Annotated in this window: 20 protein-coding genes; 12 read left to right on the top strand and 8 right to left on the bottom strand. The window is 65.3% G+C overall.

Annotated features, from left to right (window positions below):
* Positions 1–32: 32 nt before the first annotated feature.
* Complete coding sequence (locus ACEUCR_RS08840; RefSeq protein WP_111873801.1) at positions 33–647, bottom strand: trimeric intracellular cation channel family protein; 615 nt, start codon at positions 645–647, stop codon at positions 33–35.
* Positions 648–783: 136 nt separating this feature from the next.
* Positions 784–1548, bottom strand: a complete 765-nt coding sequence (gene cysZ, locus ACEUCR_RS08845; protein ID WP_041993494.1) for a sulfate transporter CysZ — start codon at positions 1546–1548, stop codon at positions 784–786.
* A 107-nt stretch (positions 1549–1655) separates the two neighbouring features.
* On the opposite strand from cysZ, the gene ACEUCR_RS08850 reads away from it, so the two are divergent.
* The 6 genes from ACEUCR_RS08850 (at position 1656) to ACEUCR_RS08875 (ending at position 11726) form a co-directional block, all read left to right on the top strand.
* Complete coding sequence (locus ACEUCR_RS08850; RefSeq protein WP_408789494.1) at positions 1656–5027, top strand: AAA family ATPase; 3372 nt, start codon at positions 1656–1658, stop codon at positions 5025–5027.
* A 15-nt stretch (positions 5028–5042) separates the two neighbouring features.
* Positions 5043–6137: a cell division protein ZipA gene (gene zipA, locus ACEUCR_RS08855; RefSeq protein ID WP_408789496.1), complete on the top strand. Its 1095-nt coding sequence runs from the start codon at positions 5043–5045 to the stop codon at positions 6135–6137.
* A 99-nt stretch (positions 6138–6236) separates the two neighbouring features.
* Positions 6237–8243, top strand: coding sequence for an NAD-dependent DNA ligase LigA (ligA, locus tag ACEUCR_RS08860; protein ID WP_408789499.1), 2007 nt, complete (start codon positions 6237–6239; stop codon positions 8241–8243).
* 470 nt (positions 8244–8713) lie between these two features.
* Positions 8714–10831: an anaerobic ribonucleoside-triphosphate reductase gene (gene nrdD, locus ACEUCR_RS08865; RefSeq protein ID WP_408789501.1), complete on the top strand. Its 2118-nt coding sequence runs from the start codon at positions 8714–8716 to the stop codon at positions 10829–10831.
* 156 nt (positions 10832–10987) lie between these two features.
* Positions 10988–11500, top strand: coding sequence for an anaerobic ribonucleoside-triphosphate reductase-activating protein (nrdG, locus tag ACEUCR_RS08870; RefSeq protein WP_408789503.1), 513 nt, complete (start codon positions 10988–10990; stop codon positions 11498–11500).
* Positions 11501–11555: 55 nt separating this feature from the next.
* Positions 11556–11726 carry a YqaE/Pmp3 family membrane protein gene (locus ACEUCR_RS08875; RefSeq protein WP_408789505.1) on the top strand — a complete coding sequence of 57 codons (171 nt, stop codon included), beginning with the start codon at positions 11556–11558 and terminating at the stop codon, positions 11724–11726.
* Between the two features lie 73 nt (positions 11727–11799).
* Here the strand turns inward: ACEUCR_RS08875 and ACEUCR_RS08880 are convergent, their stop codons facing one another.
* The 4 genes from ACEUCR_RS08880 to slyA form a co-directional block, all read right to left on the bottom strand.
* Positions 11800–12156 (bottom strand): MliC family protein, encoded by a 357-nt coding sequence (locus tag ACEUCR_RS08880; RefSeq protein WP_041993512.1) that lies wholly within the window; start codon positions 12154–12156, stop codon positions 11800–11802.
* A 207-nt stretch (positions 12157–12363) separates the two neighbouring features.
* A complete protein-coding gene (locus ACEUCR_RS08885; RefSeq protein WP_392444163.1) occupies positions 12364–13413 on the bottom strand; it encodes a DUF2955 domain-containing protein in 1050 nt (349 codons plus the stop codon).
* A gap of 19 nt (positions 13414–13432) precedes the next feature.
* On the bottom strand, positions 13433–14488 hold the full coding sequence (locus tag ACEUCR_RS08890; RefSeq protein ID WP_041993517.1) for an HlyD family secretion protein: 1056 nt from the start codon (positions 14486–14488) through the stop codon (positions 13433–13435).
* Positions 14489–14491: 3 nt separating this feature from the next.
* Entirely contained in the window at positions 14492–14965 is a 474-nt protein-coding gene (gene slyA / locus ACEUCR_RS08895; RefSeq protein WP_041993844.1) for a transcriptional regulator SlyA, read from the bottom strand.
* Positions 14966–15221: 256 nt separating this feature from the next.
* Here slyA and ACEUCR_RS08900 point away from each other — a divergent pair, with 256 nt between their 5' ends.
* The 4 genes from ACEUCR_RS08900 to ACEUCR_RS08915 are packed head-to-tail and all read left to right on the top strand — an operon-like array spanning position 15222 to position 20366.
* Complete coding sequence (locus ACEUCR_RS08900) at positions 15222–16523, top strand: 2-hydroxycarboxylate transporter family protein (protein ID WP_408789508.1); 1302 nt, start codon at positions 15222–15224, stop codon at positions 16521–16523.
* 10 nt (positions 16524–16533) lie between these two features.
* Positions 16534–18084, top strand: a complete 1551-nt coding sequence (locus tag ACEUCR_RS08905) for an NAD-dependent malic enzyme (RefSeq protein WP_408789511.1) — start codon at positions 16534–16536, stop codon at positions 18082–18084.
* A 17-nt stretch (positions 18085–18101) separates the two neighbouring features.
* A complete protein-coding gene (locus tag ACEUCR_RS08910) occupies positions 18102–19670 on the top strand; it encodes an ATP-binding protein (protein WP_408789514.1) in 1569 nt (522 codons plus the stop codon).
* Positions 19671–19673: 3 nt separating this feature from the next.
* The gene (locus ACEUCR_RS08915; protein WP_041993528.1) at positions 19674–20366 is read left to right on the top strand and encodes a response regulator; all 693 of its coding nucleotides are present in this window, start codon (positions 19674–19676) and stop codon (positions 20364–20366) included.
* Positions 20367–20433: 67 nt separating this feature from the next.
* Here ACEUCR_RS08915 and ACEUCR_RS08920 read toward each other — a convergent pair whose 3' ends face one another.
* Positions 20434–21342, bottom strand: a complete 909-nt coding sequence (locus tag ACEUCR_RS08920) for a LysR family transcriptional regulator (RefSeq protein WP_408747634.1) — start codon at positions 21340–21342, stop codon at positions 20434–20436.
* Positions 21343–21441: 99 nt separating this feature from the next.
* Here ACEUCR_RS08920 and ACEUCR_RS08925 point away from each other — a divergent pair, with 99 nt between their 5' ends.
* Positions 21442–22425, top strand: a complete 984-nt coding sequence (locus tag ACEUCR_RS08925; RefSeq protein ID WP_408789518.1) for an aldo/keto reductase — start codon at positions 21442–21444, stop codon at positions 22423–22425.
* Positions 22426–22570: 145 nt separating this feature from the next.
* On the opposite strand, the gene ACEUCR_RS08930 is transcribed toward ACEUCR_RS08925, so the two are convergent.
* Positions 22571–23458 (bottom strand): DMT family transporter, encoded by an 888-nt coding sequence (locus tag ACEUCR_RS08930; protein WP_408789521.1) that lies wholly within the window; start codon positions 23456–23458, stop codon positions 22571–22573.
* Positions 23459–23554: 96 nt separating this feature from the next.
* Here ACEUCR_RS08930 and ACEUCR_RS08935 point away from each other — a divergent pair, with 96 nt between their 5' ends.
* A complete protein-coding gene (locus tag ACEUCR_RS08935; RefSeq protein WP_392444178.1) occupies positions 23555–24349 on the top strand; it encodes an AraC family transcriptional regulator in 795 nt (264 codons plus the stop codon).
* The last annotated feature ends 51 nt before the right edge of the window (positions 24350–24400 follow it).

Genomic DNA, 24400 nt, shown 5'->3' on the forward strand with positions numbered 1-24400 from the left:
CCGTCAGGCGCTTTTTTGTTGCTCGCCATCCCTCAGTGGGAGGCGTACTGGTAGTTGAAGGTGGGCAGTCCCCACTTGAAGCGCACCGCCAGCAGCCGCAGCACGAAGCCGATGCCGATGGCACCGAACGCCGCCCAGTCGTTGGGCAGACCCTGCTCGAGGGCCAGGCAATAGAGCCCGGCGGTGATGAGGGAGACGCCGGCATAGAGCTCGCGTCTGAACACCAGGGGAATGCGCTGGCAGAGCAGGTCCCGCAACACACCGCCAAACACCCCGGTCACCACCGCCATGATGCAGGCGATACCGGCGCCGTGGCCCATCTCCAGAGCCCGGGCCGCCCCGAAGATGGAGAAGACCACCAGTCCCAGGGCATCAAGGGCCATGAACAGCTTGCCGAGGTAGCGCATCAGGGGCGCGCAGATGACGCTGAGCAGGGCGGCCCCCGCCACCAGCACCACATAGTGGGGATGCTCGACCCAGAGCAGGGGGTAGTGACCGAGCAGCACATCCCGTATGGTGCCGCCACCGATGGCCGTGGCCGAGGCGATGATGACAACGCCAAACAAGTCCATCCGCCTGCGACCCGCCGCCAGGGCCCCCGTCATTCCCTCGGCCACCAGGCCGAGCAGGAAGAGTGCATGTAACATGAGAAATACCCGGGATTAAAGAAAGGCCCGCATCCTAACAATCCTGCGCAGTCCCTACAAGCGACACCATATTCACATTAGATTAAGTAATGAAAAGGGGGCTGTCGCCCCCTCTTTTTCTCATGTCGTCATCGCCTCAGCGTCCGAGCTGTTCATCCCGGTACTGATCCACCCACATGGCGGTAGCGCCACAGATGGCCACCGGCATGACGAACAGGTTCACCACCGGAATGGCGGAGAAGAGGGTCACCAGAGCGCCGAAGCTCAGGCACTTGCCGCGGCGCTGCTTCAAGGCATCGCGCATGGTGATGAAGTCGATCTTGTGGTTGTCGAACGGATAATCCACATACTGGATCGCCATCATCCAGGCGCTGAACAGGAACCAGAGCAGGGGGGCCAGGGTCTGGCCGACCACGGGGATCAGGAACAGGATCAGGCAGCCGATCGCCTTGGGCAGATAGTATTTGAGCTTCTTCCATTCACGGCCGAAGGTGCGCGGCACATCCTTGACGATGTCGAGCATGCCCGTCTCGGCGCTGGCCTGCCCGGTGAGCTGCTGCTCCACCTTCTCGGCCAGCAGACCGTTGAAGGGGGCGGCCACCCAGTTTGCCACCGAGCTGAACAGGAAGGAGAAGACCACCAGTATGGTGAGCAGGGCGATGGGCCAGAGCAGATAATCGAGCCAGGAGAGCCAGCTCGGGATCTGCTGGTGCAACCAGGCAAACAGGCCGTCCAGTTGCAGCAAGAGGGCGTAGAAGGCACCGGCAAACAACACGAAGTTGACCAGCAGGGGGATCAGCACGAAGGTGCGGATCCCCGGCTGGCGGATCAGCGAGAAACCTCGCAGGAAGTAGTCTGCACCGCTGATAGAGTCTTTGACTAGGGGGCGTGATTGGCTCATCTGAGCTCCATCCGTGACAGGAAACAGCCTGCATATTACAAACAAGCCGTTGATTTGGTAAAGTCGCCAGCCCGCCTCCCCACTATTTAGCCCGGATATAGGCCCCCATGCGTCTGAAATTGATCAAGCTCGCCGGCTTCAAGTCGTTTGTCGAGCCGACCAAGATAGTGCTCAGTGCCGACATGACCGCCGTAGTGGGCCCCAATGGCTGCGGAAAGTCCAACGTCATCGACGCGGTGCGCTGGGTGCTGGGGGAGAGTTCGGCCCGCCATCTGCGCGGCGAGAACATGACCGACGTCATCTTCAACGGCTCCCTCAACCGCAGCGCCCATGGCCGCGCCTCGGTCGAACTGGTGTTCGACAATCCCCACAACCGGGTGCCCGGTGAATTTGGCCGCTTCAGCGAGATCTCGGTGCGCCGGGAGGTGCTGCGGGACGGCTCCAACCACTACGAGATCAACGGCCAGAAGTGCCGCCGCAAGGATGTCACCGACCTCTTCCTCGGCACGGGCCTGGGTCCGCGCAGCTACGCCATCATAGAGCAGGGCACTGTCAGCCGGCTGGTGGAGTCGCGCCCCGCCGATCTCAAACTGTTCATGGAGGAGGCCGCCGGGGTCTCCCGCTACAAGGAGCGGCGTCGGGAAACCGAGCTGCGCATCCGCCACACCCAGGAGAACCTGGAGCGCCTCGGCGACATTCGCGGCGAGCTGGGGTCGCGCCTCGAACACCTCAAATCCCAGGCCGAGACCGCCGAACGCTACACCCGGCTCAAGAGCCGCTCGCGCGCCGCCCGCGCCGAGCTCATCGGCTCCGAGCTGTGGGCGCTGGAGACCCGGCTGGCCCAGGCCAAGGAGGAGCTGGGCAAGGTGGAGCTTGCCATCGCCGCCCTCGATGCCAGACGCAGCCAGGATGACAGTCGTCACATCGGTCTGTCGGTGGCCCGCCAGGAGGCCCAGGCCGAGCAGACGGCGCGTCAGCAGCAACTCTTCCTCGGCGGCCAGGCCATCGCCCGGCTTGAGCAGCAGCAATTGCACCGAGACGAGCTGGGCCGCGACTGGCAGGCTCGCCATGGCGCCCTGAGCGAGCGGATCGAGGGGCTCAAGGGTCGGCTGGCCGAGCAGCATGAGGCCCAGGCAAATCTTGCCCTGAGCGCCGAGCAGGAAGAGGCCCGCCTCGAGCAGTGTGAGCAGTTGCTCACCGAACAGCAGGCACGACGACTGGCGGCGAGCGAGGCCCTCGAGGGAGCCAGGGGCCGGCAACAGCTGTGGCAGCAGCGTCAGGGGCAGCTGCAAACCCAGCTCAACCAGATCCGCACCCAGCAACAGGGTCTGCAGGAGTTGCAGGCCAGGACCCGGCTCGCCCGCCTCAAGCTCGAGGAGGCGCAGGGGGACGCCCTCGGCCAGCAGCCGGATCTGCAGCCTCGACTGGATGCCCTGTCGGAGGAGCTGGCGCTCTCCCGGGCCCGTCATGAGGAGCTGGAGGCGCAGTGGCAGGCCGGTGTGGCCCGCCACGAGACGCTCAAGGGAGAGCGGGATCGCCAGGGCGGTCTGCTGCGGGAACTCGGTGCCCGCCTCGCCACCCTTGATCAGATTTTGGGAGAGCAGATGGCGGGGGCCACCCTGGCGGACCGGCTGCAGATCGCCCCCGAGTGGGCCCAGGCCCTGGACAAGGTGCTCGGGCGCTGGCTCACCGCCCAGCCGGGGGATGAGTGCAACCTGGAGCAAGACGGGCTCTGGATAGGCCCTGCCCACCCAGCGGTGCCAGGTACCCTGGCGGCCCGGCTGGAGGGGGAGCACATCCCCGCCTTCCTCAACGTCATCTGGCTGGCCGATGACAGGCAGGCGGCACTGGCCCGCCAGCCATCGCTCCTGGCCGGTGAGTCGGTACTGACCCCGGCGGGAGACTGGTTTGGCCCCAACTGGGCCGATCTCGGTCAGGGCGGCGCCCTCGGCACCCTGGCGCTGCTGGGGGAACGTGAGCGGTTGCACACCGAGCTGGCCGCAGGGGAACAGGCGCTGGCCCGGCTGAATGCCGAGTTGGGGGGAGCCGATGGCGATCGCGCCCAGCTGCACGGCGCCGTTGAGGCGAGCCAGCGTGCCCTGCGCGAGCAGGAGCAGCAGTGGCAGCAGCTGCGGGAAGCCTGGAGCCAGCAGCAGGGCCAGCGTCAGGAGCGTCTGCTGCGCCTGGGCCAGCTCGGGGAAGAGCTGAGTCGCCTCGACGCCGAGCAGGCCGCCGAGGCCAGCCGCGGCGAAGCCCTCACCCAGGCCCACGAGCTGGCCGATGCCCAGTGGCAGGAACATCTGGCCCAGGGGGAGGCACAGCAGGCACAGCGGCGCCTGCTCGAGGAACAGGCACTGCGGGCCGAGCAGGATCTGGAGGCGGTGCGGGGGCGCCGTGAGCAGCAGCAGGGACAATGCCAGCGCCTGCTGCTGGAAAAACAGAACCTGAGCCAGCTCATCGCCCTGGGAGAGCAGGAACTGGCCCGACTCGGGCTGGAATTGGCGCAGCTCAAGGCGCCGCAGCCGCAGGAGAGTCAGGAATTGTCGCCCCTGCTCGGCGAGCAACGGGCCCTCGAAGAGGCCCAACTGGCCTGTCATCAGCGTATCGCCCGCCTGGATCAGGAGCTGGCCGAGCTGGAGCAGGCCCGCAGCCGGGATCGGGCGCAGATGGTGACCCTGCAAGAGCAGCTGGCCCAGCTGCGTCTGGAGCGCGAGCGCAATCTCACCCGCAGGCAGGGGCTGCACGAGCAGCTCGAGGAGCTGGGGGTGCGCCTGATCGACCTCGATCAGGCGGCGCTGATCGCCGCCAACCGCACCGCCCTGCGCCAGGAGATCCAGACCCTGGAGGGGCAGGTGGAGGCGCTGGGGGCCATCAACCTGGCCGCCCTCGGGGAATATGAAGAGGCGAAGAGCCGGGCCGGGTACCTGGAAGATCAGTGTCAGGATCTCGAACAGGCGCTGGAAACTTTGAGCCAAGCCATTAAAAGAATTGATAAAGAGACACAAATACGCTTCCGTGACACTTTCGATAAGGTCAATGAAGATTTAAAATCCCTGTTCCCCAAGGTGTTTGGGGGCGGGAGTGCCTGGCTGGAACTCACCTCCGACGATCTTTTGGAGGCAGGGGTGAGCATCATGGCAAGACCTCCGGGCAAGAAGAATGCTACCATTGCCCTGCTTTCCGGGGGGGAGAAGGCCTTGACCGCGCTGGCGCTGGTTTTTGCCATCTTCAGACTCAATCCGGCGCCATTTTGCATGCTGGATGAGGTGGATGCTCCGCTCGATGAAGTGAACGTCGGTCGCTTCTGTTCTCTTGTCAAAGAGATGTCGAGCACAGTACAGTTCATTTATATCAGTCATAACAAGGTCTCCATGGAGATGGCCGAACAACTGGTCGGCGTAACGATGCAAGAGCCCGGGGTTTCTCGCATCGTATCGGTCGATATCGGTGAAGCCGTCGCTTTGGCTGAGCAAAACTAGAAAGAGAAGCAGCTAATGCAGGAATTGCGTTACATCTTGGTCGCCTTGGGCGGGATTGCCATTGCGGCATTGCTCATTCACGGGTTGTGGAGCAACAGGAAGAATCGTCAGTCCCCGATCAAGGAGAAACCCTTGAACCGGATGGACAGCAAAACACGGGATCGTGACAGCGATGCCTTCGACAGCGATGGCATCGGTCAGGTACGCGTGGTCAGTGCTGGCCGCCGCGCCGAACCCAAGCTGCAGAGCGAAGCCGTCCCGCGCAGCCAGTATCTCGATGACGAGGATGAGGACGAGCTGCCGCCGCCCGCCCCGCGCAAACCCGTCGCTCGCCCGGTCGCCCCCCCTCCCGCCTATGAAGAGGAAGAGGAGATGGAGGAGCCTGTGCTGGAGACAGTGCCTCCCGAGCCGCAGCGCAAGCCTGCCCAGGTCAATCGTCGCACCCCGGTCTACCGCTCCCGTCCCCAGCGCGAACCTGCCATGCAGCCGTTCGATGATGAGACCCAGAGCGAGCCCGATTACACCAGCGGCCTCAGCTTTGGCGAGGCGCCCCGGGCCCAACCCCGTCAGGCTGCCGAGCCCGTCGCCGAACGAGCGCCCCAGATCGAGACCCGGAGCGAACGCGTCGCCCCCGTTCAGGCCCCCGTCTATGACGAGCCCGAGCCGGTACGCGCCCCGGTAGAGAAAATCTGGCAGGATGTCTATGTCATCAACCTGATGGCCCGTCCTGGTCAGGAGCTGCAAGGGGCCGCCCTGCTCGCCTCCCTGCAATCCCTGGCGTTCAAGTTTGGCGAGATGGACATCTTCCACCGCCACGAGGGGCTGGATGGTCATGGCGAGGTGCTCTTCTCCATGATCAACATGGTCAAGCCGGGCACCTTCAATCCCTACCGGATGGAGCAGTTCAGCACCCCGGGCGTGTCCCTCTTCATGCAGTTGCCCCTGCGCAGCAATGTGGCGTTTGCCTTCGAACACATGTTGCAGGCCGCCGATCAGCTGGCCAGCGATCTGGATGCCATGCTGACCGACATGGAGCGCAGCCCCTTGAGCGACGAGACCATAGCCCGTTATCGCCGCGAGCTGGCCGCCTTCGAGGCGGGCCGCGACTAAGACTCCCCGGGGTCTGCAAGAGCAAGAGTGCGGTACCCAGGTGCCGCATTTTTGTTTCTGCCCCGGCCTGGATTTTTCATCACACTTCGAGACTTTTTCATGAGCGAGCCCCTCTCCCGCCACAGCCAGCTGTGTGAACTGCTTAATGACTACGGCCACCAGTATTACGTGCTGGATAACCCCACTGTGCCGGACGCCGAATACGATCGCCTGATGCGCGAGCTGATCGCCCTCGAGGCCGAGCACCCCGAGCTGAAGACCCCCTCGTCCCCCAGTGCCAGGGTCGGCGGTGCGCCACTCTCGGCCTTCAGACAGGTGCGCCACGAGATCCCCATGCTGAGCCTGGACAACGTGTTCAGCGGCGAGGAGCTGCAGGCGTTCGAGCAGCGCATGAAGGATCGCCTCAAGCGGGAGCTGACCTTCACCTTCTGCTGCGAGCCCAAGCTCGATGGCCTGGCGGTGAGCCTGCTCTATGTGGACGGTCAGCTGGTGCAGGCCGCCACCCGGGGGGATGGCACCACGGGGGAGGAGATCACCGAGAACGTGCGTACCATCAAGGCCATTCCGCTCTCCCTGCGGGGCAGCGGCTGGCCAGCGAGGCTGGAGGTGCGGGGGGAGGTCTTCATGCCCAGGGCCGGCTTCGCGGCCATGAACGAGAAAGCCCTGGCCGCCGGGGAGAAGGTGTTCGTCAACCCGCGCAACGCCGCCGCCGGCAGCCTGCGCCAGCTCGATTCCCGCATCACGGCGAGCCGTCCCCTGAGTTTTTATGCCTACGGCGTGGGGGTCGGCGGCGATGAACTGGGGGACTCCCACTTCGCTCGTCTCAATCAGCTCAAGGCCTGGGGGCTGCCGCTCAGCCCAGAGGTGAAGTTGATGGAAGGGGCGGCCGGTTGTCAGGCCTTTCACGACGACATCCTGGCCCGCCGCGGCGAGCTGGCCTATGAAATTGACGGCGTGGTCTACAAGGTGGACGACATAGCGCTGCAACAGGAGCTGGGTTTCGTGGCCCGGGCGCCGCGCTGGGCCACCGCCCACAAGTTTCCGGCCGAGGAGGAGATGACGGAGCTTGAGAACGTAGAGTTCCAGGTGGGGCGCACCGGTGCCATCACCCCGGTGGCCAAGCTCAAGCCCGTGTTCGTCGGCGGCGTCACCGTCTCCAACGCCACCCTGCACAATGCCGACGAGATCGAGCGTCTCGGCGTCATGATAGGCGACACCGTGATAGTGCGCCGGGCGGGGGACGTGATCCCGCAGATAGTGGCCGTGGTGGAGGCGAAGCGCCCAGGTGATGCCCGCGCTATCCTCTTCCCGACCGAGTGCCCCGTGTGCGGCTCGGCGGTGGAGCGGCTGGAAGGGGAGGCGGTGGCCCGCTGCGCCGGCGGCCTGTTCTGCGAGGCCCAGCGCGCCGCCGCCATCAAGCATTTCGCGGCGCGGCGCGCCATGGACGTGGATGGCCTGGGGGACAAGATAGTGGATCAGCTGGTGGACAAGGGGATGATCAAGACCCCCGCGGACCTGTTCAGCCTCAATGCCATCCAGCTGGCCGGCCTCGAGCGGATGGGGCCCAAATCCGCCCTCAATCTGGTGGCGGCCATCGACAAGGCCCGCAGCACCACCCTGCCCCGCTTCCTGTTTGCTCTGGGGATCCGCGAGGTGGGGGAGGCGACGGCGCTGAACCTTGCCAACCACTTCCTCACCCTGGAGGCGCTGCGGGAGGCGAGCGTGGAGCAGCTGCTGGCCGTGCCGGACGTGGGGGACGTGGTGGCCAAGCACGTCTACTTCTTCCTGCGCCAACCCCACAACATGGAGGTGCTGGACGCCCTGCTGGCGGCCGGTATCCACTGGCCCGCCATCGAGAGGAAGGAGGCAGGGGAGCAACCCTTCGCCGGCAAGACCTTCGTGCTGACCGGCACCCTCACCCAGCTCTCGCGCAATGACGCCAAGGCGGCGCTGCAGGCGCTGGGGGCCAAGGTGGCGGGCTCGGTCTCGGCCAAGACGGACGTGCTGGTGGCAGGGGAGGCCGCCGGCTCCAAGCTGGCCAAGGCCCAGGAGCTTGGCATCACCATCTGGACCGAGGCCGAGCTGCAGGCGGCGCTCCAGTCCTGATCTCCCTCTCTTCACGATGACAACAGACCCGGCCCAGGCCGGGTCTGTTGTTTCTGCTGGCCGCAGGAGCAGGAATGACGACAGGGGGGTGACAGGATGGCGCCGTCACGACGCACAAGGGAAGGCCTGGAAAAAGCGCGATAGGGGGATCGGCGCCCGGGCCAAGCAGGGTCTGGCCTGGATGTAGTCTGAACCCCTTTGGGTCTGATTTCGAACTGAGCAGCTGGCGGAAAACCTGTTCTGGATCAAGAAAGCGGAACCGGCTTTGGGGCCTAATAGCCACCACATATAGGGCATTAAAGAAAAAAATAACCTATATATTGTGTTTGTAAGCTGTGGATAACGCCAGCATCTGCCAGATGCCAGCCAGGGTCAGAGGCCCGGCTGGCCCCGCCTCGCCCTCGTGAGCCGGGTGGGCTGGCATCGCTCATCGGGTCGACCCGATACGACCATTTTTGCGGGGATAAGAGATGAAACCGGTTGTGATCAAACGTGATGGATGTCGCGCACCATTCAATGGCCAGCTGATCGCCGAGGCGGTGAGCCGGGCGGCGGAAGCGGTCAATCAGGCCAATCCGGCGCTGGCACTGCGCATCTCAGGCGCGGTCAGCCAGGAGCTGGAAGGGCGGGGCGAGGTGGACATCCACGAGATCCAGAACCGGGTCGAGAACCATCTGATGGCGTCCGACGACAAGGCCATCGCCCGCGCCTACATCGAGTACCGTCACGACCGGGATCAGGCCCGCGAGGCCCGCGGCCGGCTGGCTCAGGAGATCCGCGGTCTGGTGGAGCAGACCAACGCGGCCCTGCTCAACGAGAACGCCAACAAGGATTCCAAGGTGATCCCGACCCAGCGCGACCTGCTGGCGGGCATAGTCGCCAAGCACTACGCCATCAGCCACATGCTGCCCCGCGAGGTGGTGCAGGCCCACGAGAGCGGCGATCTGCACTTCCACGATCTCGACTACTCCCCCTTCTTCCCCATGTTCAACTGCATGCTGATCGACCTGCAGGGGATGCTGACCCACGGCTTCAAGATGGGCAACGCCGAGATAGACACCCCAAAATCCATCAGCACGGCCACCGCGGTGACCGCCCAGATCATCGCCCAGGTGGCGAGCCACATCTATGGCGGCACCACCATCAACCGCATCGACGAGGTGCTGGCTCCCTATGTGACCATCAGCTGGCAGAAGCACAGGGAAGTGGCCGAGGAGTGGGGCATCAGCGACGTGGATGCCTACGCCATGGCCCGCACCGAGAAGGAGTGCTACGACGCCTTCCAGTCCCTGGAGTACGAGGTCAACACCCTGCACACCGCCAACGGTCAGACGCCGTTTGTCACCTTCGGCTTCGGCCTCGGCGACAGCTGGGAGTCGCGTCTCATCCAGCGTGCCATTCTCGGCAACCGCATCGCCGGCCTTGGCAAGAACAAGAAGACCGCCGTCTTCCCGAAACTGGTGTTCGCCATCAAGGATGGCCTCAACCACAAGCAGGGCGATCCCAACTACGACATCAAGCAGCTGGCGCTGGAGTGTGCCTCCAAGCGGATGTATCCGGACATCCTCAACCATGACCAGGTGGTGAAGGTGACCGGCTCCTTCAAGACCCCCATGGGCTGCCGCTCCTTCCTCGGTGCCTACGAGGAGAATGGCGAGCTTATTCATGAAGGGCGCAACAACATAGGGGTGGTGAGCCTCAACCTGCCGCGCATCGCGCTCAAGTCCCGCGACGAGGCGGATTTCTGGGACAAGCTGGATGCGGCACTGCGGGTGGCCAGGACGGCGCTCATGTACCGCATCAAGCGACTGGACGGCGTCAAGGCGCGGGTTGCCCCCATCCTCTACATGGAAGGGGCCTGCGGCGTGCGCCTCAAGGCCGACGACAACGTCAGCGAGATCTTCAAACATGGCCGCGCCTCCATCTCGCTCGGCTACATAGGAGTGCACGAGACCATCAACGCCCTATTCGGCACGCAGACTCATCTGTTCGACAGCGAGACCCTGCGCCAGAAGGCCATCGCCATCATCGCCCGCCTCAAGGCGGCCACCGACCAGTGGAAGGAGGAAACCGGCTACGGCTTCAGCCTCTACTCCACCCCGAGCGAGAATCTCTGCACCCGCTTCTGCCGCATCGACGCCAAGGAGTTTGGCGTGGTGGCCGGGGTGACCGACAAGGGCTACTACACCAACAGCTTCCACCTGGACGTGGAGAAGCAGGTAAACCCTTACGACAAGCTGGACTTCGAGGCGCCCTATCCGCCCATCGCCAGCGGCGGCTTCATCTGCTACGGCGAGTACCCCAACATCCAGCACAACCTGGAGGCGCTCGAGAACGTCTGGGACTACAGCTACGACAAGGTGCCCTACTACGGCACCAACACCCCCATAGACGAGTGCTACGACTGCGGCTTTACCGGCGAGTTCGAATGCACCTCCAAGGGCTTCACCTGCCCGCGCTGCGGCAACCATGACCCGGCCAAGGTGTCGGTGACCCGCCGGGTGTGCGGCTACCTCGGCAGCCCGGATGCGCGCCCCTTCAATGCGGGCAAGCAGGAAGAGGTGAAGCGCCGGGTCAAGCATATGTGAGTCCAGAGCGGATCCCAGCCTCCCCTTAACAAGGGGCAAGTCGGCCCCTATCCCAGGGGAGAGGGGGCCGATCGAGGAGCTGTTGGCGACGATCAGCTCCCTTCTCCCCTTGCGGGAGAAGGGCTGGGGATGAGGGGGCTGAAATAGAGAGAGAAGATGCACTACCACCAGTACTACCCGGTCGATGTGGTGAACGGCCCCGGCACCCGGGCCACCCTGTTCGTGTCGGGCTGCGAGCACCAGTGCCCGGGCTGCTACAACCAGAGCACCTGGCGCCTCGATGGTGGCAAGCCGTTCGATGAGGCCATGAGCGATCGCGTCATCAGGGATCTCAAGGATCCACGCATCAAGCGGCGAGGTCTGTCGCTCTCGGGCGGCGATCCGCTCCACCCCGCCAACGTGCCGCATGTGCTGGCGCTGGTGCGGCGGGTGCGGGCCGAGTGCCCCGGCAAGGACATCTGGTGCTGGACCGGCTATCTGCTTGGCGAGCTCACTCCAGCCCAGCGTGAGCTGGTTTGCTTACTGGATGTGCTGGTGGACGGCAAGTTCGAGAAAGGGCTGGCGGACCCCGGCCTGCTCTGGCGCGGCAGCAGCAACCAGATCATTCACGATCTCGCGCTCTGGCGGGCGCAACAGGGGGAGCGGATCCCCTGTCAGGTTTGCAGTTGAGGCCAGGGATGTTTATGGTTAGGCCAACCCGAATCGCTCTTTCATGAGGAACGCCATGAACAATCTGCTCAAGATCCTGCTGGCCATCTTTCTGCCCCCTGTCAGCGCCTTTATCCAGGTGGGCTTCAGCCTCCACTTCCTCATCAACATAGTGCTGACCCTGCTCGGCGGCCTGCCCGGCATGGTCCATGCGCTCTGGCTGGTGGTGACGGACAAACGCGCCTGAGCCACGACAGGGCAGAAGCAACGAAAAGGCCAACCCGGGGGTTGGCCTTTTTGCTGTCCGTGGGCCCTTGGGCTCATTGCTGCTTGCAGTCGGTGTAGGCGCTCTGCCATTCACCCTGCTCGCCCCTCACCTCGACGAAGCCTTCGTTCCCCTTGTTCCACCAGACGGCCTCGTGCTCATCGGTATAGCGGGCGCCAGAGGCAGACACCACCTGGGGCAGGGTGTAATCCTTGCCATTGGGCAGCGCGAGCTTGATGAAGTTGAGGCTGTCGTCAGAGAGGGCGTAGTAGCTCACCTGCACCTTCTGGTCGTTGGCACACTGATAGGCTATTGGGGCGCCACCTGTGACGGTGAGGGAGTGGGGAGCCGGGGCACAGCCCGCGAGGCCGAGCAGCAGGGCGCCCGGCAGAGAAAAGCGCAGAAATATCACGATGAAGACTCCATGGTGCGGTATAGGTTCGACTGAACCCATCACTTGGGGTAAAGCCTAACAGAGCGGGCGGCTCAGGCAAGGGGCAGGGGCAAACCCCTGGTCGAGTCGTGACGTTTCCCCCTCGCTCCGGGCCTGGCCTGTGGCCAAAAAAAGCCCCGATGATCGGGGCAAAAAGCAAGCTCATCCATGGGCTCATCACAGTAGTCAGTGGCCGAAGCGGGTCGCCTCGAACCGGTTAAGCAGGTGGTGCAGCAGGTAGCAGGCCAGCAGGGTGGCCACGATGGCAAAGAGGATGCTGCTGACCCGATAGAGGGCGCTGAACACCAGATCGTTGCCCGGGGTCAGATACTGGCCGAACAGGATGCCGAGGGTGGTAAGGGCGCCAAAACCGACTCCCGAGCCGCTCCCCTCCTTGACGTGGGCATGGCTGAACAGCATGGCGCCGAGCCAGAGCAGGGGAGCGACCAGGATCAGCTGCCCGGACCAGTCATAGAGCACCAGCTGGCACAGGATGCCGAAGCTGACCCCGAGCAGGGTGCCCATGGCCCGGCGCCTGGCATAACCGAGGGCGCCGTTCCAGTGCATGGGGAAGAGCACCAGCAGGGTGGTGGCCTGGGCGGACATGGAGTCGCGCAGGTCGAACATCTGGAATATGAGGAAGGAGAGGGTGGCGACCCCGGCCCCCAGCAGCGCCTCGTGGCGCATCCGGTGCGGCGCTTTGGGCTGGCTCGCTGGGCTGGGTCTGGGCTCCACGTCAGGCAGCAGGGCTGTCATCAGGTAGGCGATGAGCACGGAGAGCACGCTGGCCCAGAGGTTGCTGAAGATGAGATCGTTCAAGTCCGTGTCCGGGTAGCTGGCAAAGTGCAGCATGATGCTGAGACTGAGCACGCCGTTGGCGCCAAACAGAAACAGGCTGCCCCGGGACATGGCGGCGAAGCGATAGACGAACAGCAGGAAGGCGACGGGGGTCATCAGGGCGGGATGAGCGCCAAACAGACCGCCGAGCAGGCCCACCTCCAGTCCGCACATCACGGCGGCGGCGATGAGCTGGCGGGCGGCGTGGCCGTTCATCACGGGTATCATGCCGAGCAGCAGCATGGGGGTCACGGTGAAGAAGACCCCGTAGTTCCAGCCAAACAGCTTGCAGAGCAGAAAGCCCAGGGTGCTGCCGAAGGCGATGCGCAGGCATTGGCGCAGCTCGTTGGCCGCCAGGGGCCTGTGCCAGAGGGTGGGATTGATCAGGGTGCTTGCCATTATGGGCGTCCGGTCGTCATCAGTAGATGTAGTGCAGCAGGCTCAGCAACCGGATCTGGCCGCGGGCAAACAGGGCGGTCAGGGCATTGTCCGGCAGCAGCTGGACGGTGGCACGGGCTCCGGTGGGCAGGCCCTGGGGCATCTGATCCAGGGTCAGGTGCAGGCGCAGGCGCTGGGCATCACGCACCCAGCGATCCGATTCCACCGGGCTGGCCAGCAGGCCGTTGGCATCGAACTGACCGGCGCTGACCCCGGCATCCAGACTGCTGACCTTGGCCTGGAAGATCTGGCCTGGCTTGCCGTCGAAAGCGATCAGGGCCCTGGCCCCCGCCGTGACGTTGCGCAGGCTCTTCTCGCGAAAATCGGCGATGAGATCCACCTTGTCAGAGACCAGGGCCAGCAGGGGCGAGCCGGCGGCGGCGAAGCTGCCCTGCTTGAGCTGCATATTGGTTACTATGCCGTCCTGGGGCGCCGTCACCTGGCTGTAGGCGAGGTTGAGCTCGGCCTGGGCCAGCTTGTTGCGGGCCTGGCGCAGGCGCAGGTTGTCGGCGCCTGCCAGACCGCGGTTGACCCTGATCTGGTCCAGGCGCGCCTGACTTGCCATCAGGTTGGCGCGGGCGGTCTGCCAGGCGCTGTTGGCCTGATCCCGCTGCTGGGCGGAGACCAGTTTCTTGCCAAACAGCGTCTCCAGACGATGGGCATCGCGCTCTTTTTGCGCGAGATCGGTCAGGCTGGCGCTGAGATCCGCCTTGGCGGCGTCCAGGCTGGCGTCGAGCTGACGGTTGTCCTGTATGGCCTGATCCAGGGCGAGCTGGGCCTGCTCCACCGCCAGGCGAAAGGGCTCGCTATCCAGGGCAAACAGCAGATCCCCCCGTTTGACGGTCTGGTTGTTGCTCACCGCCACCTCGACTATCTTGCCGCTGACCTGAGGGGTGATGCGGGTGACGGTCCGGGTTGCCATGGCCTGGGGGGTGAGGGGCATCTCTATGTCGGCCAGCAGGAAGTAGGCAAATACCCCCGCGAAGCCGAGCATGGCAAATTTTATCCAGCGGGCAAATTGTTGATCCGGCGTCATCTTTTATTCTCTCTCTTCACTCTGCTGTGTCAGCTTGTCGATGGCGTTGGTCGAGATGCGGGCAATGATCTCCTCGAACCGGGTCAGCTCCTGCTGACTGATGCCGCCGAGCAGCTCCCGGCGCACCCCTATGATGCGGTCCTCGATCTGGTCGAGCAGGGCCTTGCCCGCCGGGGTCAGGGTCACGATGCGGGCCCGCTTGTCCTGATGGCAGCAGTGGCGCGCGATCAGATCCTGTTCCTCCAGCTGACCCAGGGTGCGCATCAGGGAGGGCAGCTCGATTTCCAGGGCATCGGCCAGGCTCTTCTGGCTGAGGGATCCCCCGAGGCGGGAGAGCTTCCACAGCGCGGTCCAGCGGGGATGGGTCAGACCCAGGGGGGCCAGCTCGTGATCGGCCACGGTACGCCACAACCGGCTGAGCCGGGACAACTGTTCCGCCAGGGACAACTCGCGCAACATCTCCAGATCCTTAACCATCATCTCGCTCCTGTTACTTAGCCTGCTAAGTATTATATTTATTTAGCAGGCTAAGTAAATAGTGTGATCGAGATCTTGTTTACCGGGGCGCTGGGTCACGGCGGGCAAGGGGGACAGCAGCCTGTCCGGCCTTGGCCGGGCAGAGGGAGGTGGCGTTTAAGGTTTTAATGTTTTTATATGCCTTTGCAGCCGGGCTAACCGACAGGCGGAGGGCGGGGCACTAGAGTAGCGCCACCTCACACCCTGGAGCATAACAATGAAAAGCCTCTCTACTGCGAAAGCCACCCCCTGGGGCAGCCAACAGATCGCCGGCATGCCCATGATGATCTTCCTCGGGCTGGCCGCCTGCGTCCTCTTCTCCGGCTGGAACGGCTCACTGCCGCTCGGCATGGTCGGCGCCCTGGCGCTGATGTTCGTGCTCGGCACCCTGCTAAGCGAGCTTGGCGAGCGCATCCACCCCATCCGTGAATACCTGGGAGGCGGCACCATACTCGCCATCTTCGGCGGCGCCGCCCTGTTCGAATACCAGGTGCTGCCGGTCGAAGCGGGTCAGGTGATCACCCGTTTCATGAAGGAGGGGGGCTTTCTGAACTTCTTCATCGCCAGCCTGGTGACGGGGTCCGTGCTGGGGATGAGCAGTGCCCTGCTGAAAAACGCCGCCATGCGTTACCTGCCGGTGATCCTGGGTGGGGTCGCCGTGGCGCTGCTCAGCGTCGGTCTGGTGGGCGCCCTGATGGGGTACGGCTTCAAGCATGCGGTGCTGCTCATCGGTCTGCCCATCATGGGTGGCGGCATGGGGGCGGGCGCCGTGCCCCTGGTGGAGATCCTCTCCGGCCCCTTGCAGATGTCGAGCGCCGATCTGCTCTCGCGCATGGTGCCCGCCGTGGTCATCGCTAACACCCTGGCCATTCTGGTGGGCACCCTGCTGGTGCGCCTCGGTCGCCGCTTCCCGTCCCTGACCGGCAACGGCCAGCTGATGGTGAAAGAGAGCAGTGTCGGTGTGGCCGAAGAACAGGCCCAGGCGCCGACCCTGGAGAGCCTGGGACTCGGGCTCTTCATCAGCTCCAGCATGTTCGTGCTGGGCTCCCTGCTCGGCAACTTCATCCCCATGCACCCCTTCGCCCTCATGATACTGGCGGTGGCCTTCGTCAAGGTGAGCGGCCTGCTGCCGCGTCGTTACGAGCAGGCGGCCGCCGACTGGTACCAGTTCGTGGTCACCAATCTCACTCCCTCCTTGCTGGTGGGGATCGGGGTCGCCTATACCAGCATCCCTGAGCTCATCAGCGCCTTCTCCGTCAGCTACTTCGTGCTGGTGCTGGTGACCGTGGTCGGCGGCGCCCTCGGCGCGGCCCTGGTGGGGCGCATGATAGGTTTCTATCCCATCGAGGCGGCCATCACCGGCGGTCTGTGCATGGCCAACATGGGGGGCACGGGGGATGTGGCCGTGCTGTCGGCGGCCCAGCGCATGAAGCTGATGCCGTTCGCCCAGATCTCTTCTCGTCTCGGGGGCGCCGTCATGTTGATCCTGGCCACCCTGCTCATCTCGCTGCTGGCATAAGGAACAGACCATGAACGACATCATGATGGGCACCAGCCTGCCCTACGCCGAACGCAAGCGACAAGGCCTGATGGGGCGCATGCCCCACAAGGAGGAGTCCCTGGCCCAGCAGCGGCGCCGCATCTACCGATTGGTCAGCGCCATGCAAAGCCCGTTCGATCAGCATCTGCTGCTGCGCCAGCTGCAGGAGGACAACCCTGTGCTGTTCTACGATCTGGTGCGCCACCACCTGCCCGAGCTCTTGCCCATCATCTACACCCCTGTGGTGGGGGAGGCGTGCCAGCGCCACAGCGATCTCTATCTGCGCAGCCACGGTCTCTATCTCTCCTGGCACGACAGGGAGGATCTGGATGCCATCTTCGCCTCGGTGGAGCAGGAGGTGGACGTCATCGTCATCTCCGACGGGGAGCGGGTGCTGGGTCTGGGGGATCTCGGCATCGGCGGCATGGGGATCTGCATCGGCAAGCTGGCGCTCTACAGCGCCGCCGGTGGCATCAACCCGGCCCGCACCCTGCCCCTGTGCGTGGACGTGGGCACCAACAACCCGGATCTGCTGGAGGATGATTCCTACCTCGGCTGGCAGGCCAACCGGGTGGATGGGGAGCCCTATTACCACTTCATGGACAAGGTGGTGGCGGCCATTCGCAAACGCTGGCCCCAGGTGGTGCTGCAGTTCGAGGATTTCGCCGGCAAGCATGCCGCCAATCTGCTGGCCCGTTATCGGGACGAGCTGTGCATGTTCAACGACGACATCCAGGGCACGGCGGCGGTGGCCTCCGCCTGCGTGCTGGCGGGGTTGCAGCAGGCGGGCACTGCCCTGGCCGACACCCCTGTGCTCATCGTCGGGGCGGGATCTGCCGGTTGCGGCATCGCCGCCATGCTGGCGCAGCTGGCGGGCAGCCCACAGCGGATACAGCTGTTCGACCAGGATGGCCTGGTCTGCCAGGACAGGGCCAATCTGACCCAGACCCAGCAGCCCTTCGCCCGTCCGGCGGCGGAAGCCTGCGATACCTTGCCCGCACTCATCGCCCGCCTGCGCCCCGGGGTGCTGATCGGGGTGAGCGGCCAGGGTGGCCTCTTTACCGAGGCCGTGCTTGGCGCTATGGGGGCGGTGTGCGAACGCCCCGTGATACTGCCGCTCTCCAACCCGACCCGCAGCGCAGAGGCGACGCCGGAGCAGGTGTGGCAGGCCACAGATGGCCGAGCCCTGCTCGCCACCGGCAGCCCGTTTGCCCCCGTCACCGTGGACGGGGAGGCGCGGGTGGTCTCCCAGTGCAACAACGTCTATGTCTTCCCGGGCATTGGTCTTGGCGCCTGCGCGGTCAAGGCGCGGCGCATCAGCGATGGCATGTTGCAGGCGGCGGTGCGGGCGGTGGGGGCCTATCCCCTTGCCGACGGGCGCCTGCTGCCTCCCATCGAGCAGGTGGGGGAGGTGGCCCGCGCGGTCGCTCGCGCCGTGGCCCTCACCGCCCGCGAGGAGGGATTGGCGGATTTTGACGGTGATCCCGCGCCCCTCATTGACCAGACCTGGTGGCGTCCGCACTATTGGTCCGCGTCCTGATGTTGCAAGGCTAATCGATGAAACTGCGTCACCAAGTGGTCACCCTCTCCCTCGGGCTGTCACTGCTGCTGATCCTGATCCTGGGCAGCCTGCTCGCCCTCTTTATCCGCCACCTGCTGGAGAGCAACCTGCAGGAGAGCGGCGGCGATCTGGCCCGGGTGCTGGCGGCGGACACCCGGGTGGTGCAGGCCCTCAAGCAGGGGCGGGATCCGGGCCTGCGGGACTATGTGGAGGGGATCCGCAGCCGCACCGACGCCGCCTACATGGTGGTGACCGACGAGCATGGGGTGCGTCTGAGCCACCCCTCCCCGGAACGAGTCGGCGGCCGGTTTCGGGGCGACGACATCTGGCCCGCCCTCAACCAGCGGATCAGCTACTGCTCCAAGGATGAGGGGACCCTGGGGCCCGCCATTCGCTGCTTCGCCCCCGTGCTCGGCCCGGATGGTCGCACCATGGGCGCCGTGGTGGTGGGCTACCTGATGCAGACGGTGGAGGGCATCTATCTGGAGCGGGTCGCCCTGTTGGCCTGCGCCATCCTGGCCGTGCTGGGCTGCGGCCTGCTGCTGGCGCTCTGGGTGCAGCATCTGCTGCGTCGCACCCTGCTGGATCTCGAGCCCGAGGCCATCGTCCATCGCTTCATGCTGCAGGATCTGGTGCTGGAGCATATCCCGGAAGGGGTGATAGCCCTGGACTGCAGGGGCCGTATCCGCATGCTCAACAGCGCCGCGTTTTATCAGCTGCGCCTGCCGGGTACAGGGCGTCATGCCCTGCTGGGCCAGCCACTGGCACAGGTCTCGCCGCCCCTGGCGCCCGCCGTGACCCAGGTGGAGACCGAATTCGGTTTTACCGTGCACGGGGAGGCGTTCGTGGGACGCTGGCAGGCGGTGGAGGGCAAGGTGCCCGGCCGTCTGCTCATCTTCAGCCGCCCCGAGCTGACCGGCAGCCTCGGCATGCAGGTGACTCACCTGCGCCAATACGCCGAGATGCTGCGGATGCAGACCCACGAGTTCGCCAACAAGCTGAGCAGTCTCTCCGGATTGCTGCAGCTGGGCCACGTGGATCAGGCGGTGGAGCTGATCCAGCAGGAGAGCGAGGCGTGCCAGACCATGCTGCAGGATCTGCTGCGGGCCATCGAGGACAAGCCGGTGGCCGGCCTCATCCTCGGCAAGTTCAGCCGGGCGCGGGAGCTGGGGGTGACCCTGGCACTCGATCCCGATTCGGCGCTCGGGGAGTATCCGGCGGCGGTGTCGGCGGATCTCATTACCCTCATCGGCAACCTGCTGGACAACGGTATCCGCGCCGCCTGGGCCAGGCGCAAGCAGTGTCCGCCGCGGGTGCTTATCTCCATCAACGACTTCGGCCGCCGCCTGGTGATCGAGGTGGAAGACAGCGGCGAGGGGGTGGACGAGGCGCTGGCGGATCACCTGTTCGATTACGGGGTGAGCCGTCAGACCGGGGATCACGGGGTGGGCCTCTTCCTGGTCAAGGAGACGGTGGCCAGACGAGGGGGTGTGATAGAATGGCGCCGCACCGCCGAACAGACCACCTTGTTCGGTATCTACTTGAATAAAAACCAATTGGTGTGAGTCATGGCGCCCATTTTCACCCTGGTGATCGAGGACGACGAACGGATCGGTGCCATCCTGGCCGAGCTGGTCTCCTCCACCCCCGGATTTTCCCTGCTGGGTCGGGCCGAGAGCCTGACCCAGGCCGATCTCATGATGCGAGCGGCCGAACCCCAGCTGCTGCTGGTAGACATCTCATTGCCGGACGGCTCGGGCCTCGAGTGGGTGAACCGGCTGCGCAGCCACAATCGGGAGGCCTACGTCATCATGGTGACCGCCTCCTGCGACGTGGAGACCATACAGCAGGCCCTGAACCTGGGGGTGCAGGATTACATCATCAAGCCGCTGCGGCTGTTTCGGGTTCAACAGAGCCTGGAGGAGATCCTCACCCTGCACAGGCGCATCTGCGAGCGGGGCTCCCTGGCACAGAGCGATCTGGACAAGCTGATGGGCAAGGGGCGCATTCAACCGAAGGAGGTGCGCGATACCCCCAAGGGCATCGACGCCATCACCCTGCGCCAGGTGCTGGAACTGCTGGCCGGCGAGCCGGACACGGCGTTTTCCACCGATACGGTGGCGCTGCGCCTCTCCTTGAGCCGCACCACGGCGCGCCGTTATCTGGAGTTTCTGGAGTCCGAAGACAAGCTGGACGTGGATCTCAACTACGGTCAGCGGGGCCGCCCCGAACGGCGCTACCACTGGCGTCGGGGCAATTGAGGTGGCGTTAGCACAGCATGGATAGCAAAAGGGGAGCCCAGGCTCCCCTTTTGCTATCCGGCCTGACCTAGCTGGGGTCGCCCGATAAGGGGTGCAGGGCGGCGCGGGAGTGCTCGAACAGGGCGATCAGGTGATCCGCCACGGCCCGCACCCGCCGGGAGTGGGCGAGATCGCTGTGGAGCACCAGCCAGATGGGCTGATCCACCCCAAGCTCTGGCAGCAGGCAGACCAGATCCGTCTGGCGGGCGAGGAAGTGGGGCAGCACCGCCAGCCCGAGACCGGCCCGGGCGGCGGCGAGCTGGGCCGCCAGGGTGCCGGTCTCCAGCCGGCAGGGGCGGCCGCGCAGCATGCGGGTCATCCATCTGGCGGCGGGCAGGTGGCCATTGGTCTCGTTCCAGCCGATGAAGTCGTCCTGCTCGAAGCTGGCGACATCTGTCCCCGCCTGGCGGGTATCGACATAGGTGCGGGCCCCATACAGACCGAAACCCATGGTGCCCAGCCGCTTGATGGTGAGGTTGCCGGCATCGGGCTTGACCATGCGCACCGCGAGATCGGCATCGCGCCTGTGCAGGTTCACCGTCTGCACCCCGGTGACCAGCTCCACCCTCAGCTCGGGGTGCTGGGCAAAGAGCGTTGGCAGGGAGGGGATGATAAGGGGGTTGGCCAGGTTCTCGGCGGTGGCGAGGCGCACTGTGCCGGCCACCTGTCCCCGCTGCTGCCCCGCCTCGCCAAAGGCCAGTCCCGCATGTTCCAGCGCCTCGGCCCGCTCCAGCAGGGCCTCCCCGTCGTCGGTCAGACGATAGCCCTGCTGGTGGCGGCTGAACAGGGGCAGGCCGAGGGCCGCCTCCAGCCTGTCCAGGCGCCGGGAGACGGTGGCCACCCCCATGCGAAGGGCGTGGGCGGCACCGCTCAGGGTGCCGCTGCGGGCGATGGCCAGGAAGACGCGGGCGTCGTCCCAGAGCAGGGTATCGTGCATAGTATTTCCATTATCGGAATATGGGTTGCCAGTTATCTCTATATCTCATTCATTTTCGGAAGACCATACTCCCCTGCAACTTGTCAGGGAGAAAAAGCGATGCAACGACGAACACTGGGAACTGATCTGGACGTATCCGCCATGGGCCTCGGCTGCATGGGCATGAGTGAGTTTTATGGCCCGCGGGACGACGACACCTCCTTGCGGGTGCTGGCGGAGGCGGTGGAGCGGGGCATCGACCTGCTCGACACCGCCGACATGTACGGCCCCCACCACAACGAGGCGCTGATCGGGCGCTTTCTCGCGACCCGGCGGGGGCAGGTGAAGGTCGCCACCAAGTTCGGCATAGTGCGCCAGCACGGGGAGTACAGGCGCACTCTCGACAACAGTGCCCGCTATGCCCGTCAGAGCTGCGAGGGCTCCCTGCGCCGCCTCGGCATCGAGCAGATCGATCTCTACTATGTGCATAGGCTCGATCCGGCCCATCCCGTCGAGGAGACCATGGCTGGCCTGGCGCAGCTGGTGCAGGAGGGCAAGATAGCCCGCATCGGCCTGTGCGAGGTGAGCGAGGCCACCCTGAGGCGCGCCCATGCCGTGCACCCGGTGGCGGCGGTGCAGACCGAATACTCCCTCTGGACGAGGGAGGTGGAGGCAGCTGTGCTCCCCGCCTGCCGGGAGCTGGGGATAGGTCTGGTGGCCTATTCCCCCCTGGGGCGCGGGTTTCTGACCGGGCGCTACCAGCAGGAGGCGGTGTTCGAGGAGGGGGATTTTCGGGCCAGTCTGCCGCGGTTTCAGGGGGAGAACCTCGCCACCAACCGCACCCTTGTGCAGGCGGTCATGGCCCTGGCCCGGCAGAAGGGATGCTCGGCGGCTCAGATAGCCCTGGCCTGGTTGCTGGCGCAGTGGGAGGGGATAGTGCCCATCCCCGGCACCCGGCGCCTGACCCACCTGGAGGATAACCTCGGCGCCCTCTCGGTGCGCCTTACGCCTGCGGAGCTCGGGGCCCTGGGCCAGGCCATCCGTACCCTGCCGGTGGCGGGGGAGCGCTATACCGCCGAGGGGATGAAGGGGGTGAATGCCTGAGCGGCCCGCAGGGCCTTCGCTGCCCATGAGGGCGCGGTGGGGCAAGGACACCATGAGACGCCACCATGGCGAAAAGGTCAGATTTGCCCTGACGAGGGCAGCAAGAAGGGAGCCGAGGCTCCCTTCTTTCATGGTGCAGGCCGGATCATGCCCCTTCCGGCAGAGGGCGGCGTACCCTCGGCCTGAGCTGGGAGAGCATGACCCCGCTCAGGATGAGACCGCCCCCCAGCAGGTGATAGTCGTGAATGGGCTCTCCCAGGGTGATGACGGCGATGAGGGCCGTACACAGGGGCATCAGGTTCATGAAGACCGAGGTGCGCTCCGCCCCCAGGGTGGCGAGGCCGCGCATCCAGCAGTAGGCGGCGAAGATGGAGGAGGCGAGCCCGGCGAACAGCACCAGACCCCAGCCTTCGGCAGGCACCGCCAGGGAGTCCGCACTCAGGGCCACCGGGATGAGCAGCAGCACCGCCAGCAGGATCTGCAGGTAGAGGTTGAGCCAGGGGCCGAACGGCAGTTGCCAGCGGCGGATCAGCAGGCCATAGAGGGCATAGCTGGCCGCCCCCAGCAGCATCATGCCATCGCCGGGGTTGATGCCGCTGTGCAGCAGCGCCAGGGGGTTGCCCTGACCCAGCAGCCAGAGCACCCCGAACAGGGAGAGGCTCATGCCGAGCAGCGCCTGCTTGCCCGGCTTCTGGCCAAAGCAGCAGGCCCCGATGAGCAGGGTGAGCAGCGGGATCAGTGAGCCGATGACCCCCATGTTGGTGGCCGAGGTGCTGTGGGCGGCGTAGTAGGCGAGGCACTGGAAGAGCACCATGCCAAGGGCTGCCAGCACCAGCAGCTTGCCGAGCCAGGGGCGGAGATCGCGCCGGCGGCGCCACAGCTGCGGCAGGCAGAAGGGAGAGAGCGCGAGGGCGGCGAGCACCCAGCGATAGAAGGAGATGGCGGCGGGATCCAGCACGCCGGCGGCGGCCTTGGAGACCACGGTATTGGCGGCCCAGATCAGGATGGCGAGCAGGGGGAAGAGAAAAGGCATAGGCACTCCTTGGTACGATGGGGAGAGTCTAGCCTTGTCTTGAACGAGGCAAGTAGCGTAAATAAGACATGTCATAACCGCTTTGGGACAATCTGCATGGGCACCCTCACCCTGGCCGAGCAGGATCGCCTGCTGGCCGACCCCAACCCCCTCTACTTTCGCTACAGCCAGATCCAGGGGGGCAACGCCTGCGCCGAGCACGCCCACCCCTGGGGCCAGCTCAGCCTCATCAGCCTGGGGGTCATGGTGGTGGAGGTGGGGGGAGAGCGGCTGGTGGCGCCCCCGGACTACCTCATCTGGGTGCCGGCCAACCTGCCCCACAGCGCCTTCAACGAGCAGACCCTGGATTACACCTCCATCTACGTCAGCCACGCGCTGGCCCCGCGCCTGCCAGCGGAGCCCCAGCTGCTGGCCCTCACCCCCTTGCTGCGGGCCCTGCTGGAGGATTTCACCCAGCGCCGGGTCGGTCACATGGAGGACGAGTGGGATGCGCGCCAGGGGGCGCTCTTCATCGAGAAGCTGGCCCGCACCCGCTGCCAGCCGAGCTACCTGCCCCAGAGCCGGGATCGCCTGCTGGCCCCCCTGCTGGCGGCGTTGCAGGCGGCGCCGGAGGACAACCGCACGCTGGTGGAGTGGGCCAGGGCGCTGCACACCACGGAGCGCACCCTGGCGCGGCGCTGCCAGAAGGAGCTTGGCATGAGCCTCGGTCAGTGGCGCACCCGGCTGCGGCTGGTGAAGGCGCTGGACTGGCTGCGGGGAGAGATGCCGGTGCAGGAGATCGCCTGGCGCCTCGGTTACGCCTCCACCTCGGCTTTCATCGCTATGTTCCAGCGCGAACAGGGCTGCGCCCCCCAGCGCTATCGCCAGCAACTGGGCCAACCCGTGGCCTGAACCGCATGAAAAAGGGCGCCCGCAGGCGCCCTTGTGGATCACGGGATGGGC

It is taken from the genome of Aeromonas bivalvium (genome assembly GCF_046078285.1).
GTDB lineage: Bacteria > Pseudomonadota > Gammaproteobacteria > Enterobacterales > Aeromonadaceae > Aeromonas > Aeromonas bivalvium.